Below are 13,549 nucleotides of genomic sequence, written 5' to 3'. Positions count from 1 at the left end.
ATGGCTAAAACAGTCGGTATTACTGAACAAGAATTGTATGCACCAGTCATCTGGAGTAACTGCAGCGCCGAATATGAAGATATTCACTATCACAAATCGCAAGATGGCATTGCCAAAATTACGATTGCCCGCCCTCAGGTGCGTAATGCCTTTCGCCCACAAACGGTTAAAGAGATGATCAGTGCGCTGGCCGATGCGCGTTATGATGAGCAAGTTGGCGTGATCATTCTAACTGGTCTTGGTGAAGCGGCATTTTGCTCTGGTGGCGATCAAAAAATTCGTGGCGACTACGGCGGCTATCGTGATGAGTCCGGTACGCATCATCTCAATGTGCTCGATTTCCAACGCCAAATTCGTACCTGTCCGAAACCTGTAATTGCGGCGGTTGCTGGTTGGGCTGTCGGTGGTGGCCATGTGCTGCATATGATGTGCGATTTAACTATAGCGGCAGAAAATGCCCAGTTTGGTCAAACAGGGCCCAAAGTGGGTTCATTCGATGGTGGATGGGGTGCGTCTTACATGGCCCGTATCGTTGGGCAGAAAAAAGCGCGTGAAATTTGGTTCCTTTGCCGTTTTTATGATGCTCAAGAAGCGTTGGACATGGGGCTGGTCAACACGGTTGTGCCAGTAGCTGATTTAGAAAAAGAGACGGTTCGCTGGTGTCGTGAAGTATTGCAGCATAGCCCTATGGCGCTGCGCTGTTTGAAAGCAGCGCTCAACGCAGATTGTGACGGCCAAGCAGGTTTGCAAGAACTGGCGGGTAACGCAACCATGATGTTCTATATGACAGAAGAGGGGCAAGAAGGGCGCAATGCCTTCAATGAAAAACGCCGCCCTGATTTCAATAAATTCCCTCGTAATCCTTAAGCGTAAAATCGGCTCAAGTCATCCAATTTTCCGTGATGATTTGGGCTAGTGGTCTCAATGAGCAAAGTCGAATATCGAACAAAAGGTTGAAATTATGCGCAGCGCAACACTGTATCGCTACTGTTTACCGATGGATAGCGGCGTTATTCTCCGCAATCAGAAGCTGGTAGAACGTGAAGGTCTGATTATTGAATTACAAGATGATCACGGTTCAGCGTTGGGTGAAGTTGCCCCATTACCCGGTTTCAGTTTAGAGTCACTTGAGCAAGCACAGCAGCAGTTAATAACGCAGCTTCAGCTTTGGGTTAGTGGTGAGCTTATTACCTATGATGATCTTTTTCCTTCTGTTGCCTTTGGTTTGTCGATGGCGGAGTTAGAGCTGGATGGTGGGTTGCCTCAAGCCGGACACTATCACGCAGCACCTTTGTGCTCGGGAGACCCTGATGAACTGATCCCGCTTCTGAACGCGCTACCGGGCGATCATAGAGTTGCGAAGATTAAAGTTGGGCTGTACGAAGCGATTCGCGATGGGATGATCGTAAATCTGTTTTTAGAATCCATGCCTGATTTGCAATTGCGTCTTGATGCTAACCAAGCTTGGACACCCGCTAAAGCTGAAAAATTTGCCCAATATGTCTCTCCTTCGCTGCGTCAACGCATTGCGTTTTTGGAAGAGCCGTGCCCATCTCCCAGTGACAGCTTGGCTTTTGCTATCAATACGGGCATTGCGATTGCGTGGGATGAAACCTTACAGCAAGTCGTTCGCCGTGCAGATTTTCAGCTAGAAGATCTGACGGGAGCGAAAGCCATTGTGATTAAACCGACCTTGATTGGGTCGGTACAGCGCTGTATCACTTTGATTGAAAAAGCTAAAACATTAGGCATTCAAGCCGTTATTAGCTCTGGCATCGAATCGAGCTTAGGGCTTTGCCAATTAGCTCGTTTTGCGCAGTGGCAACTGCCTAATGAAATTCCGGGGCTAGATACGATTAGTTTGTTTAAAGCACAACTCGAAAGCGCATGGCCCAACAGCGCATTGCCGATACAAACGCTCGCACAGCAAACGGTGGTTTGGCAATCTCAATGCGAGTAGGCGTTTCCTTTTACCAAAAGCCGTGGCAACAACATGCTTTGTATACGCCGCACGCGATCGCATTGCGTACGGCGAATCAAACCTACACTTGGCAGCAGTTAGCGAACCGTATTGACGCTTATGCTTTTGCAATGCAGCAACAAGGTTTGCAGAACCAAGATGTGCTGACGTTAGTGGGTAAGAACAGCCTTGAGTTAGTGTTAATCTACCTTGCGTCGTTAAAACTTGGCGTGATCTGCGCCATCACCATGCCACAACCTGTGATGCTACTGAAACAGAAACTCAGTACCTTATACGGAGAGAATAAACCACATTGGTTATGGTTAGGTGAAGGAGCTAGGCTCAAGGAGAATGAGCTAACTTCATTGCTCGCTGACGCTAACATCCGGCTTTTTACTCATGGACATGTTATTAATGAACATGCTTCGCAGCCCACGAGCGCTATGGTAAACAAGGCTGAGACACAGTTTGCCTCAATCATCTTTACTTCTGGCTCTACTGGGGTTCCTAAAGCCGTTATTCATACTTTTCAGCAGCATTGGTCGTCAGCCAGTGGTTTACTTGAGGTATTTTCATTTCGTTGCCATGATACGTGGCTGCTGAGTTTACCGATGTATCATGTGTCTGGGTTAGCCATTATTTATCGCTGGCTAGTCGCTGGTGCTTGCTTAAAAGTCGGCAGCGGCGATCTCACCCAAGATATAATTCATGTCACGCATGCTTCATTGGTTGCTACTCAACTGAAGCGTTTATTAGACAGTAAAACACCACTCGCATTAACGCATGTGCTGCTTGGCGGAGGGCATATCCCAAACTATCTCGCCCAGCAGGCGGCAAAGCATGGCATTGAAACTTGGGTGGGTTATGGTATGACGGAAGCGGCTTCCACTGTCACAGCAAAACGTGTTAACGCAAGCCAGAGTGTTGGTCACGTGCTACCCAAACGGCAAGTGAAACTACAAGGCCAGCGCATTTTTATTGGCGGTGAAACCATATCCAGTGGCTATTACCAACAAGGCTTAATCACGCCTCTTATGGATGAACAAGGATGGTTCGACAGCCAAGATCTTGGCTACTGGCAGAATGATGAGCTGTGCATTATTGGCCGCGTTGATAACCAATTTATCTCTGGAGGCGAAAACATTCATTGTGAAGAGATTGAAGCGGTATTATCTCACCACCCCGACATTGCTTTAGCTATGGTGATCCCTGTTCATGATGATGAGTTTGGCGCGCGCAGCGTTGCTTTGTTGCAATGCCAAACTATGCCTAAAAAAGAGGCGTTAGAGCAGTGGCTCAATGGCAAGCTTGAAAGATTTAAATATCCCATCGATTATTTTTTAATACCAAATCATTTCAGTGAGACGGGCATTAAAATCTCGCGCAAAGTCCTAAAAACCTGGCTTACTAACCATCAGCATCGTTACTTTCCTCTCACTTAGCTCGGTGAATAAGATACTCTACCTGAAATATTATCTTCGGATGCTGGTTGACTCTATTGAGAGGTGAACTATTACTTATCTATACCACCGACTGAATATTATTAGATAAGTTTTGGAGCGATTGATGAAAAAATACTTAGTATGTTTACCCGCAATAGCCCTCTCTTTCGGTGCTTCTGCCGCGACGAATGTGACCATATATGGTGATGATTCGTATCCACCTTATTCATACAGTGAAAGTGGACGTATTACTGGTATTTATACTGTAATTTTGGAACGCATATTTTCTAAAATGCCAGCCTATAATGTCACGATCAAAGAAATCCCTTGGAAGCGTGGCCTATCAGAAATCGAAAACAGCAAAATATTTGCATTATACCCACCTTATAAACGAATTGAGCAGCGTCCCTATATGGAGTACGAGATGCCTATCCTTGACGAAAAGCTAGTGGTTGTCTGTACAAAGTCAGTGTTAAGTACTCCAAGACCGAATTGGCCAGAAGATTATATGGGCCTTACTATCGGTAATAATTTAGGTTTCGCTGCAGGGGGAGATGAATTCCGTGCGGCTGTTGCGGCTGGTAAGATCGCACTCTCGGAGACCAAGGGGACGCCAAATAATCTCCTTAAGCTGATTGCAGGGCGCGTAGATTGCTACATGAATGACGCTTTATCTATTCGCTGGGAGCTCAGTAAGCTGCAAAAAGAAGGTAAATATGATGGGCAGAGTGTTATGGAAGGCGCAACCATTAGCTCTGAACAAGGATTTCTGGGTTTTGTGACGGATGGTGGTCAGTTCCCTTATAAAGATGATTTTAAAGCCACATACCACAAAATTTTATCTGAAATGAAAGAGAGTGGTGAGCTAGAACAAGTGGTTAGTAGCTTTTTGCAGTAATCCGTAATCGTTATAATCAACAGTATTATTTTAACTTAAAGGTAACAATGACAGGATACTAAAAATAACTGTCATTATTACCATTTGATGGTCTGGTGCTGCCAATCCACAAAACAGACGGGCTTATCTAACATTTCCTTTTGATGAAGTTGATAAAGTTGCTTAGCCACAAACTCCGGTTCAAAGAGCTTATCGCTAGACACATTATGCTGAAATGGTTTAGAAAGCGGGGTGTCGGTGGTTCCCGGATGAAACAGAATGGTTTGTGTGTTGGGATGAGTGCGAGAGAGCTCTATCGCAAAACTTTTCGTCGCCATATTTAGCGCCGCTTTACTCATCCGATAGCTGTACCAGCCGCCACTGTGGTTATCCTCTAAGCTACCTATCCGCGCGCTAAAAACCGTAATTTTTGCAAAAGATTGACGATCAATAAGTGATGGTAAATATTGAAACCAACGCACTTGGCTCAAAACGTTACATTGTAAAAGCCATTGAAAGTAAGACTCGTCAAACCTTGAGATACGCTTTTCTGGTGTATAGGTGTCGTTGTGTAGTTGCCCATTAAAAAACACAATTTGATCAAACTTATGCCCGATATCGGCCAATGTTTTGGCAATCAAGGCCGTTGATTCGATACTGTAGTCGGTTGGAAAATGTTCGCTTGAGGATTGGGCGAGATATTTTTGTCTTGAGACGGTAACGATTGCTGGCGCGAAAGTCTGCGCTTTGAGCTCCTTTATAAAAGCTTGGGCGATGATGCTTGAGGCGCCAATAATGAGGTATTTCATTGTTATCACTCTCTGTTTTTACAAATGCCATTACGGCATTGAGCATGACTAAACCAGCGAGATATCGACATGCGATGTTTTGCAAAAAGGAGATAAATTTGGTCGCTAATCCATTTTAGGACGGGTAAGCGCGTAATGAATAACCAGCGATGTTTGTTGACTAAACGCCAAGCTAGAACGGTCACATCCAGCCCATAAAGCAGATTGCCTTGTTGATCTAAGCCATGCAGTATCGATAACGCCTTGCTTTTGTCGATAGAAGGAAAGCTACGCATAGCATCGCCGTCATTTATGTCGATAAGCTGAACCCGACCATGGTGATCGAAGGTTTTTAATGAACGCATTTCATTGCAGCATAAAGGACACTGCGCATCGAAAAAAATCACTAAAGATGGGGTACTCATATGTATGTCATCAGCCTAACAGCCCGTTAATAACATATTTGTACGTTCACTCTTCAGTATAAGATCAAGCTAGTGTTTGGTTTGCACTCAATCCCAATCTAACGCCAATCCCCCCTGAGTTCGGCGACTTTTTGTTGCATCACTTGTGTTGTTGCCTCTTTGGGGGGGACGGGCTCGCCAGCTTCAATTTCTATATGTGACCAAAAACGAGTCGGTAGCCCACAGCAGGCGCGCCCTTTGGCACGGCTAAAATAGCTTCCCCACAATCCCTTCAATGCCATGGGGATGACAGGCACAGAGCTGCGTTTTAAAATAATATCCATCCCGCGCATGAAATCGCTGATTTCGCCATCCGCGGTTAACCGTCCCTCTGGGAAAATGCAGACGATATGCCCCTCTGCCAATGCTTGTTCTACACCGTTAAAGGCTTGGCGGATAGAACCGCGACGCGTTGCGGAAATAGGTATCACGCCTGCACGTTTCAAAAAGCGACGAAGTGGCGGCAAATTGGCGTAATCCTCTTCCATCACAAAACGAATTAAGCGAGGGCAAACCGCGCTCAGCAACAGTGCATCCATATAGCTAACATGATTGCACACCAGCAGTGCTCCGCCCTTTTCAGGTAAGTGATGAAGATTTTTGTGGCTGACTCGATACATGGTATGCGTCAGCATCCACATTAGAAATCGCACCAAGAAGACCGGGACTTGGTAGCATAAATAGAGTGCAACAAAGCCATTAAGCAAAGCTAATATAATGAAGAACTGAGGGATCGTAAGCTCAAGAAAGCTCAAACAGACAATCCCTAATAGTGCGCTCGCCACCATAAACAGTGAGTTGTAGATATTTAAAGCGGCAATGACTTGTGCGCGTTGAGTGACTTTAGCACGCTGCTGCATTAGCGCATATAAAGGCACAATGAAGATGCCACCGCAGACGCCAATCAACAATAAGAAAAGAAACATCGGCCATAGTGATTGGTAGCTGATAAATTGATAAAAATCAGTAAATTGAGGCAGTTTTTCTGGCACGGAGGTTGCCATTAAATAGCCAAATAATGTAATGCCAAAACTGCCGATAGGCACGATGCCGATCTCTATTCTATGATGCGATAATTTGTCACAGGTCAATGAGCCAGTGGCAATACCAACAGAAAACAGTGCTAGCAAAAAAGAAACGGCGCTCTCTGTGCCATATAAATAGTGATGCGTGAAATTTGGAAATTGAGTTAAGTAGGCAGCACCTAAAAACCAGAACCAACTGATCGCCATTACGCATTGGAAAATAGTACGGTCTTGTTTGGCAATCGCAATGGTCTGCTTGGTTTGCTCAATGGGCTGCCAGCGAAAAACGAGATCGGGTGCGCAAGCAGGGGCTTTAGGAATATGACGGCTGGCTAAATAGCCTAACAACGCAAATAGCACCACCGCGCCAGCAGCCACGTATTTAGTGTAGGGCATCGAGGCAATGAGCCCAGCCCCCAATGTGCCTAATAAAATCGCTAAAAATGTGCCTGTTTCCACTAACGCATTACCCGGAACCAATTCATTTGGCTTGAGTTGTTGCGGCAATAAAGCGTATTTGACTGGGCCAAAAAAGGCCGATTGTGTCCCCATTAAAAACAGTAATAACAGTAAAATGGCGTAACTCTCGGTCATAAAACCGATCGCGCCAAGGCACATGATGCCAATTTCAGCCAATTTCACTTTACGAATGAAAGCGGATTTTTCGTACTTGTCAGCAAGCACACCAGCAGAGGCAGAAAAAAGGAAAAAAGGAAGAATGAATAGCCCTGCAGCAAGGTTAATAAATAAATTACTGGAAACCGGTAACACGTTCGCTCCAGCAAACGCGACCAATAGCAGCAAGACATTTTTAAAGATGTTATCGTTAAATGCGCCAAAAAACTGGGTGATGAAATACGGAAGAAATCGTTGCTGAGTCAGCAATGAAGATTGAGATTGACTCATTGATGGTCCTTATCGCGCCCAGTGATTAAGATAGTTTGAGAGTAGGTTTTCAATCAGCTCTTTCCCATCGATGGGTTCGGCGGCGAAAAATTTATCATCTACGCTTAATAAGGTAATACCATGTACGCCAGACCACAGGACTCGGCTTGCTTGCAGCACTTCTTGTTGCGAGTGTTGTGGAGCAAGGATGGTCAATAAACCTTCAAGCATGGCGGTCATGTTATCGATGCGCTCTGCTTGCCACTGGGGAAGTCGTTCACCATTCATATTATGTTCAAAAATAAGTTGCCAGCGATTGGGGTGCAACTGAGCAAAATCGTGGTAGCAATAGGCCAATTTATACAACGCTTCTTTTGGATCGCTACACTTTCCCACCACTTTTTTCGCTTGTGAAGAGAGTTCATCCAAGGTTTGAGCTACCACATGCAACAATAAAAGATTGTAACTGCCGAAGACATTGACCAAAGTGCTAGGTACGTAGCCAATCATGGTTGCGATTTTACGCAGGCTGAGCTCGTGATAAGTGTGATTTTGAAGAAAATGCTTCGCGGTCTTGAGTGTCAATGCAATCAGTTCTTCTCGTGTGTGATCGTTTCGTCTGGCCATGGTTACGTATCAATTATGAACAACGTTCGATATTCTAGTGGGGTGGTGTATAAGCGTCAACTTATGGACGGTTAATTTGCAATATTCTGATACATGTCTGCGAGAAGCAACGGTTTTCTTGTCTATCCGAAGTGGTTATGATGAGTAAGCCTCAATAATTATAACCCTAAGGAAAAACATGAAACGTTTTTTTTCCCTTGTAGCACTGCTGATGGTTGCTGTTGCGATCACACCGATAGCAGAAGCAAAGAAATTTGGCGGTGGTAAATCGTTTGGTAAAAGCTATAAAACGGCTCCAGCTCCCAAACAGCAGACTCAAAAAAATGACACCATTAAGCAAGATCAAGCAGGTAAAGCTGGTTCGACCAAAAAAGGTCTGATGGGCGGATTACTGGGTGGTTTACTCGCTGGTGGTCTACTGGCGGCTTTCTTTGGCGGCGCTTTTGAGGGTATCCAATTTATGGATATTCTGATCTTCGGCCTGATTGCTTTTGTGCTCTTTAAACTGATGCGCGGTATGCTTGGTGCGAAGCAGGGTAGCATGAATCGGCAGCAGCCTGCGTTTGGTGGTGTTAATAACCGGACGGAATTTGAACAGCCGAACGTGCACAACTTTGAACAACAGCCTCAAGCTACGGGTGGTTTTGGATCGAATGCACACAGCGATATCCCACATAACTATCCAGCCGGTTTTGACAAAGCAGCTTTCATTAATGGTGCGCGCGAACACTACCGTATTTTGCAAGGTGCTTGGAACCATAACCAACTTGAAACTGTTGAAGAATATGTATCGGCGAGCTTGTTTGAAGATTTAAAACAAGAGCGCGCAAAGCTAAACGGTGAACAGCACACAGATGTGATGTACGTAGACGCTGAAGTCGTTCGCGCCGATTACGATGCAAGTAAAGCGCAGTTGAGTTTGCAGTTTACTGGCCGCTACCGCGATTCCGTGGAAGGCATTGAAGAAGATATTAATGATGTGTGGCATTTAGAGCGTGATTTAACCGTACCTAATGCACCTTGGTTGATTGTCGGCATTCAAGGCTAAGACTTTTCACGATGGATCCAAAACGCCCAAGTTTGTCTTGGGCGTTTTGCTAGGTCACTAAGCTAATTTAGCCGTTGTTTCAAAGGCTTCTAATTTTGAAAGATAAGGTGTTAAATCACCAATATTGCTTTTCACCCAATCGGCACAGTAATAGGTATCTAAATAACGTTCGCCGCTGTCGCATAACAGCGTCACGATGGAGCCTGTTTCACCTCGTTGTTTCATCTCACTGGCAATTTGCAAAACCCCATAAAGATTGGTGCCGGTAGAAGGGCCTGCTTTGCGGCCGAGTAGTTTTTCCAACCAATAGATTGTAGCGACACTGGCGGCATCCGCAATGGTACGCATTTCATCGACTACGCCGGGAATAAAACTCGGTTCAACTCGTGGACGACCAATTCCTTCAATTTTGCTACCACACTGCAAGGTTAAGCTTGGGTCTCGGCTTTTGAAATAATCATGAAATACCGAGTTTTCAGGGTCGACAACGCACAGTTTGGTATTGTGTTTTTGGTAGCGAATAAAGCGGCCTATAGTTGCTGAGGTTCCGCCTGTGCCTGGGCTCATTACAATCCATGTCGGAACGGGGTGATCTTCCATTTGCATTTGGTTAAAAATACTGTCGGCAATATTGCTATTACCACGCCAGTCGGTTGCACGTTCAGCATAAGTGAACTGGTCCATATAATGACCATTCAGTTCTTTGGCTAAGCGGTGTGATTCGGCATAAATTTGATCAGAGCGATCGACTAAATGCGCTTGGCCGCCATAAAGCTCAATCTGCTCAATTTTTTTACGTGCAGTACATTTGGGCATTACAGCAATAAAAGGCAAGCCAAGTAAACGGGCAAAATAAGCTTCTGATACCGCAGTACTGCCCGATGAAGATTCAATGATAGTCGTTTCAGGGCCAACCCAGCCGTTACAGATGGCATACAGAAAAAGAGAACGGGCTAGGCGGTGTTTGAGCGACCCCGTAGGATGCGTACTTTCATCTTTGAGATAAATATCGACCCCAGCGACACAAGGCAAATCGAGCTTGATCAGATGAGTATCGGCCGAGCGTTGGTAGTCCGCTTCTATTTTTCGAATTGCGTTGTTAATCCATTGATGATCGGTGCACATGGTTCTCTCTCCATCGTTATTATGAGGGTAATTTACCCTTAATTTGAGAGAAAAGCTTTGCTATGTTGCCTGTCATTTTGTAGTTTTAGAGAAAATTATTCTCTTATTTTGGGGAAGCTATGGAGCTTGATAGAATTGATCGCATGATCCTCTCATTACTGCAACAAGACAGCACTTTGTCGCTAAATGATTTGGCTGAAGCGGTGAACTTAACCACCACACCTTGCTGGAAGCGGTTGAAAAAGCTTGAAGAATCTGGCGTGATTGCGCAGCGAGTTGCCCTGCTTGACCCAGAAAAATTAGATTTGAGTTTTACCGCGTTTGTGTTGATTAAGACCAGCGATCACTCTCACGAATGGTACAGCCATTTTGTCATGACTGTGTCTGAGTACCCTGAGGTGATGGAGTTCTATCGAATGGCGGGTGAGTACGATTACATGATGAAAGTGTTGGTCAAAGACATGAAGTGTTTTGACCAGTTTTATAAAAAACTGGTCAATGGCGTGAAAGGGATTAATAACGTGACTTCAACCTTTGCAATGGAGTCATTGAAGTACACTACCCAATTGCCTCTGGCATAGCCTGCTCGTCCGAGTCTTGTTATTTGGTGAAGCGCATCACACCTTCTTGCACTGCTGTTGCGACTAAATCTCCTTGGCGGTTGTAAATCTCGCCACGCACTAAACCACGGGTATTGCTGGCCGTAGGGCTTTCTATTGCGTAGAGCAACCATTCATCCATTTTGAATGGGCGGTGGAACCAAATCGAATGATCAATCGTCGCGACTTGAAAGTTAGGAGTCATCAAAGAGACTTTATGAGGATGCAACGCTGTGACTAAAAACCCCCAATCAGACGCGTAACCGAGCAAATATTGATGGATGAGTTGGTTATTTGGCAACTCACCATTAGCGCGTATCCACATGTACTGTTTTGGCTCCGCTTTTTGTGGTTTTAGCGGGTTAATTACGGTCACTGGACGCATCTCAATCGCTTTTTCGCCACAAAAAACCTTTTTTATTTTTTCAGGTAATAAGTGTGCAATCTGGGCTGCCAGTTCAGATTCAGAGGCAAAATTTTCAGGACCAGGGATGTCAGGCATGGTGTTTTGATGTTCAAAACCGGGCGCTTCACCGTGATAAGAAGCAGTGAGATAGAAAATCGGCCGACCATTCTGAATGGCTTTGACTCGTCTGGTACTGAAACTGCGTCCGTCCCTTAAATTCTCAACATCATAAATGATTGGTTTTTCAGGATCTCCGGGGTAAAGAAAATAGCTATGAAATGAGTGAACAGTGCGGTCGGAATCAACCGTATAGCGAGCCGCCGAGAGTGCTTGGCCAATCACTTGCCCACCATACACTTGTGGTAGACCTAAGTTCTCGCTCTCACCTCGGTATAAACCTTCTTCTAGCTTTTCCAGTTGCAGCAAATCCAATAGTTCATTTAATGGTTTACTCATAGACCCTCACCGAGATTCTTAATGTAATTATTATCATTGTTGACTAAGTCAATATCTTGTTAATACCAAATGGACGACCATGACAGCAGATAAAACCGAACCTATAATCATCACCTATCTAACACCATAACTGAGGTTTTATCCTTATGAAAAAGGCACTGTTGCTGATTATGTCGTCTGTTTTGGGTCTAATGCTTGTGGGTTGCCAGTCAGCGCAAAAACCAACCTCTTCCGAGAGCAATATTCAATCTATCATGGGTACGGTTTCGTACCGTGAGCGTATTGCACTGCCGGATAAGGCGCTTGTCACTATCACTTTGCAAGATGTTTCATTGGCTGATGCACCCGCTAAAGTGATCGCAAAACACCGCTTTGAAACTAACGGAATGCAAGTGCCGCTTCAGTTTGACTTGGCATTCGACAACCGAAAAATTGATGCTCGCCACCGTTACAGCGTCAGTGCTCGTATCGAAGTAGATGGAAAACTGCGCTTCATTACGGATACCCATTACGCCGTGATTACTGATGAGAATAACACTAAACGGGTTGATTTGCGTTTGGTTGGTGTTAAACAGTAGTAAAAACAGAAGCAATAAAATAGACGCAATACTATAAAAACAGTAAAACAAGAAATGGTAAAACAGCCCTTTCCCGAGCTAGATAAGCGGGAAAGGCGCTTGACCGAAAGGGGCTTAGGGGCGCCACTGGTATAATCGAAGTTTTATTTTGCCATGCTCGTTCACTTCGACGCCTTCGGCGATCAATTTCTGTCGTTGACGTAATAAATCCTCTCCTTTTAGCGAAATCTCTCCTTTGCTGTTGATCACACGAAACCAAGGTAATCGGCTGTTTTGAGGTAGGTTACCTAATGCTTTTCCAACATGGCGTGCGTAGCCGGGGTAGCCAGCTAAGCGAGCAATTTCCCCATAGGTGGTCACTTTTCCTGCGGGAATTTGATGTATAACTGCAAAAATCTGCGCTAAAAATTGGTTCATGCTGACAATTCGTCCATACTAGCAGTGTCCTAGTTCGATAGTTACCAAGGAACGGTATAAGGAGAGGGCATGCTATTTTCTACCTTTCAATTTTTAATCACAACTGTGTTGGCTGTGGTTTGTGCAAGAGCCATAGGTTTAAGCGAAGGGGACATCCCTGTGCTGGCCATCGTGATCCCTGCGCTGTGGATTTTACCGCAAGGGGGTGTCGCGGGTGTGTTGTTATTGGCTGCAATGACCGCTTACGGTTTCACTTTATCTTATCAGCCGATCGCCCTTTCTGTCAGTGTTTGGGTGCTACTCCCGTTGTTGATGGTGGTCTTTTCTAAACGCAGTAGCATGGGTGTTATCTTAGTGAGCACGTTGATCGTACTGACGTTGCAAGTCGGTATCATCGTTACTCAATCGGCTGGGAAATTAGGCGGTACAGGCTGGCTTACTGCTATTCAGACTCTTTCTGTTATCGTTGTTTGGTGGTCGGTTGCGCACTGGAAGCCATCCAATAAGCACCGTTGGTGGGCGTTAGGGTTACTGCTACCGCTATGGATGGCCGATTTCTCGTATGCGGTGTTAGTTGCGTTAAGCATTACTGGCATTATGGCGTCGATGGAAAGTTTAACCCAATCCAAACCAGTCGCGGTGAATTGGAATGGTTTGTTATGCTGGACACTTCCAACGGTAGGCTTTGCAAGCTTAGTCGTCTCGCCCACAAGTGACGTACCAAACCCCGTATTCGTGGTTTGGATCTGTTTGCTGGCTACCGCTTGGATGACTGATTATCTACTCAAGAGCACCGAAGAGAATACCGAATGACCAGAACACAACTGAATGTAGATTAGAGCATGTTGTGGG

General features: G+C 45.2%; 15 protein-coding genes. 8 read left to right on the top strand and 7 right to left on the bottom strand.

Translation table 11 applies throughout. The features are described from left to right. From menB to EXZ60_RS09855, 4 genes are all read left to right on the top strand, one after another. Window positions 1-867 carry a 1,4-dihydroxy-2-naphthoyl-CoA synthase gene (gene menB, locus EXZ60_RS09870; RefSeq protein WP_029388087.1) on the top strand — a complete coding sequence of 289 codons (867 nt, stop codon included), beginning with the start codon at window positions 1-3 and terminating at the stop codon, window positions 865-867. Between the two features lie 94 nt (window positions 868-961). After that, entirely contained in the window at window positions 962-1,960 is a 999-nt protein-coding gene (gene menC / locus EXZ60_RS09865; protein WP_277435642.1) for an o-succinylbenzoate synthase, read from the top strand. Further along, window positions 1,951-3,402: an o-succinylbenzoate--CoA ligase gene (menE, locus tag EXZ60_RS09860; RefSeq protein WP_277435661.1), complete on the top strand. Its 1,452-nt coding sequence runs from the start codon at window positions 1,951-1,953 to the stop codon at window positions 3,400-3,402. The genes menC and menE overlap by 10 nt, the downstream gene beginning before the upstream one ends. A 124-nt stretch (window positions 3,403-3,526) precedes the next feature. Then, window positions 3,527-4,300: an ABC transporter substrate-binding protein gene (locus tag EXZ60_RS09855; protein ID WP_017044397.1), complete on the top strand. Its 774-nt coding sequence runs from the start codon at window positions 3,527-3,529 to the stop codon at window positions 4,298-4,300. 77 nt (window positions 4,301-4,377) lie between these two features. Here the strand turns inward: EXZ60_RS09855 and EXZ60_RS09850 are convergent, their stop codons facing one another. From EXZ60_RS09850 to EXZ60_RS09835, 4 genes are all read right to left on the bottom strand, one after another. Further along, entirely contained in the window at window positions 4,378-5,088 is a 711-nt protein-coding gene (locus tag EXZ60_RS09850) for an SDR family NAD(P)-dependent oxidoreductase (RefSeq protein ID WP_088729001.1), read from the bottom strand. A 5-nt stretch (window positions 5,089-5,093) separates the two neighbouring features. After that, on the bottom strand, window positions 5,094-5,492 hold the full coding sequence (locus EXZ60_RS09845) for a DCC1-like thiol-disulfide oxidoreductase family protein (protein WP_277435641.1): 399 nt from the start codon (window positions 5,490-5,492) through the stop codon (window positions 5,094-5,096). A 98-nt stretch (window positions 5,493-5,590) separates the two neighbouring features. Further along, complete coding sequence (locus EXZ60_RS09840; RefSeq protein ID WP_194575506.1) at window positions 5,591-7,462, bottom strand: MFS transporter; 1,872 nt, start codon at window positions 7,460-7,462, stop codon at window positions 5,591-5,593. Window positions 7,463-7,471: 9 nt separating this feature from the next. Next, entirely contained in the window at window positions 7,472-8,068 is a 597-nt protein-coding gene (locus tag EXZ60_RS09835; RefSeq protein ID WP_017048569.1) for a TetR-like C-terminal domain-containing protein, read from the bottom strand. Window positions 8,069-8,246: 178 nt separating this feature from the next. Here EXZ60_RS09835 and EXZ60_RS09830 point away from each other — a divergent pair, with 178 nt between their 5' ends. After that, window positions 8,247-9,116, top strand: coding sequence for a Tim44 domain-containing protein (locus EXZ60_RS09830; protein WP_019281547.1), 870 nt, complete (start codon window positions 8,247-8,249; stop codon window positions 9,114-9,116). A 57-nt stretch (window positions 9,117-9,173) separates the two neighbouring features. On the opposite strand, the gene EXZ60_RS09825 is transcribed toward EXZ60_RS09830, so the two are convergent. Further along, a complete protein-coding gene (locus EXZ60_RS09825; protein WP_194575507.1) occupies window positions 9,174-10,241 on the bottom strand; it encodes a PLP-dependent cysteine synthase family protein in 1,068 nt (355 codons plus the stop codon). 119 nt (window positions 10,242-10,360) lie between these two features. Between EXZ60_RS09825 and EXZ60_RS09820 the strand changes: the two genes are divergently transcribed. Then, window positions 10,361-10,822 (top strand): Lrp/AsnC family transcriptional regulator, encoded by a 462-nt coding sequence (locus EXZ60_RS09820; protein ID WP_017044403.1) that lies wholly within the window; start codon window positions 10,361-10,363, stop codon window positions 10,820-10,822. A gap of 19 nt (window positions 10,823-10,841) precedes the next feature. On the opposite strand, the gene tesB is transcribed toward EXZ60_RS09820, so the two are convergent. After that, a complete protein-coding gene (gene tesB, locus EXZ60_RS09815; RefSeq protein ID WP_017044404.1) occupies window positions 10,842-11,702 on the bottom strand; it encodes an acyl-CoA thioesterase II in 861 nt (286 codons plus the stop codon). A 146-nt stretch (window positions 11,703-11,848) separates the two neighbouring features. Between tesB and EXZ60_RS09810 the strand changes: the two genes are divergently transcribed. Next, window positions 11,849-12,280: a YbaY family lipoprotein gene (locus EXZ60_RS09810; RefSeq protein WP_047687881.1), complete on the top strand. Its 432-nt coding sequence runs from the start codon at window positions 11,849-11,851 to the stop codon at window positions 12,278-12,280. 114 nt (window positions 12,281-12,394) lie between these two features. Here EXZ60_RS09810 and EXZ60_RS09805 read toward each other — a convergent pair whose 3' ends face one another. Beyond that, the gene (locus EXZ60_RS09805; protein ID WP_013856444.1) at window positions 12,395-12,697 is read right to left on the bottom strand and encodes an MGMT family protein; all 303 of its coding nucleotides are present in this window, start codon (window positions 12,695-12,697) and stop codon (window positions 12,395-12,397) included. Window positions 12,698-12,766: 69 nt separating this feature from the next. Between EXZ60_RS09805 and EXZ60_RS09800 the strand changes: the two genes are divergently transcribed. Further along, window positions 12,767-13,510 (top strand): hypothetical protein, encoded by a 744-nt coding sequence (locus EXZ60_RS09800; RefSeq protein WP_094131912.1) that lies wholly within the window; start codon window positions 12,767-12,769, stop codon window positions 13,508-13,510. Window positions 13,511-13,549: the final 39 nt, after the last annotated feature.

This window comes from Vibrio sp. 1151_11 (genome assembly GCF_029478525.1).
In the GTDB taxonomy this organism is placed as follows: Bacteria; Pseudomonadota; Gammaproteobacteria; order Enterobacterales; family Vibrionaceae; genus Vibrio; species Vibrio anguillarum.
The sequence above is the reverse complement of the archived record's forward strand: the minus strand, read 5'-3'. Positions and strand labels throughout refer to the sequence as shown.

Excerpts from the sequence above, each read along its gene's own strand:
- menB (WP_029388087.1), top strand. The coding sequence starts at position 1 with ATGGCTAAAACAGTCGGTATTACTGAACAAGAATTGTATGCACCAGTC.
- menC (WP_277435642.1), top strand. The coding sequence starts at position 962 with ATGCGCAGCGCAACACTGTATCGCTACTGTTTACCGATGGATAGCGGC.
- menE (WP_277435661.1), top strand. The coding sequence starts at position 1,951 with ATGCGAGTAGGCGTTTCCTTTTACCAAAAGCCGTGGCAACAACATGCT.
- EXZ60_RS09855 (WP_017044397.1), top strand. The coding sequence starts at position 3,527 with ATGAAAAAATACTTAGTATGTTTACCCGCAATAGCCCTCTCTTTCGGT.
- EXZ60_RS09850 (WP_088729001.1), bottom strand. The coding sequence starts at position 5,088 with ATGAAATACCTCATTATTGGCGCCTCAAGCATCATCGCCCAAGCTTTT.
- EXZ60_RS09845 (WP_277435641.1), bottom strand. The coding sequence starts at position 5,492 with ATGAGTACCCCATCTTTAGTGATTTTTTTCGATGCGCAGTGTCCTTTA.
- EXZ60_RS09840 (WP_194575506.1), bottom strand. The coding sequence starts at position 7,462 with ATGAGTCAATCTCAATCTTCATTGCTGACTCAGCAACGATTTCTTCCG.
- EXZ60_RS09835 (WP_017048569.1), bottom strand. The coding sequence starts at position 8,068 with ATGGCCAGACGAAACGATCACACACGAGAAGAACTGATTGCATTGACA.
- EXZ60_RS09830 (WP_019281547.1), top strand. The coding sequence starts at position 8,247 with ATGAAACGTTTTTTTTCCCTTGTAGCACTGCTGATGGTTGCTGTTGCG.
- EXZ60_RS09825 (WP_194575507.1), bottom strand. The coding sequence starts at position 10,241 with ATGTGCACCGATCATCAATGGATTAACAACGCAATTCGAAAAATAGAA.
- EXZ60_RS09820 (WP_017044403.1), top strand. The coding sequence starts at position 10,361 with ATGGAGCTTGATAGAATTGATCGCATGATCCTCTCATTACTGCAACAA.
- tesB (WP_017044404.1), bottom strand. The coding sequence starts at position 11,702 with ATGAGTAAACCATTAAATGAACTATTGGATTTGCTGCAACTGGAAAAG.
- EXZ60_RS09810 (WP_047687881.1), top strand. The coding sequence starts at position 11,849 with ATGAAAAAGGCACTGTTGCTGATTATGTCGTCTGTTTTGGGTCTAATG.
- EXZ60_RS09805 (WP_013856444.1), bottom strand. The coding sequence starts at position 12,697 with ATGAACCAATTTTTAGCGCAGATTTTTGCAGTTATACATCAAATTCCC.
- EXZ60_RS09800 (WP_094131912.1), top strand. The coding sequence starts at position 12,767 with ATGCTATTTTCTACCTTTCAATTTTTAATCACAACTGTGTTGGCTGTG.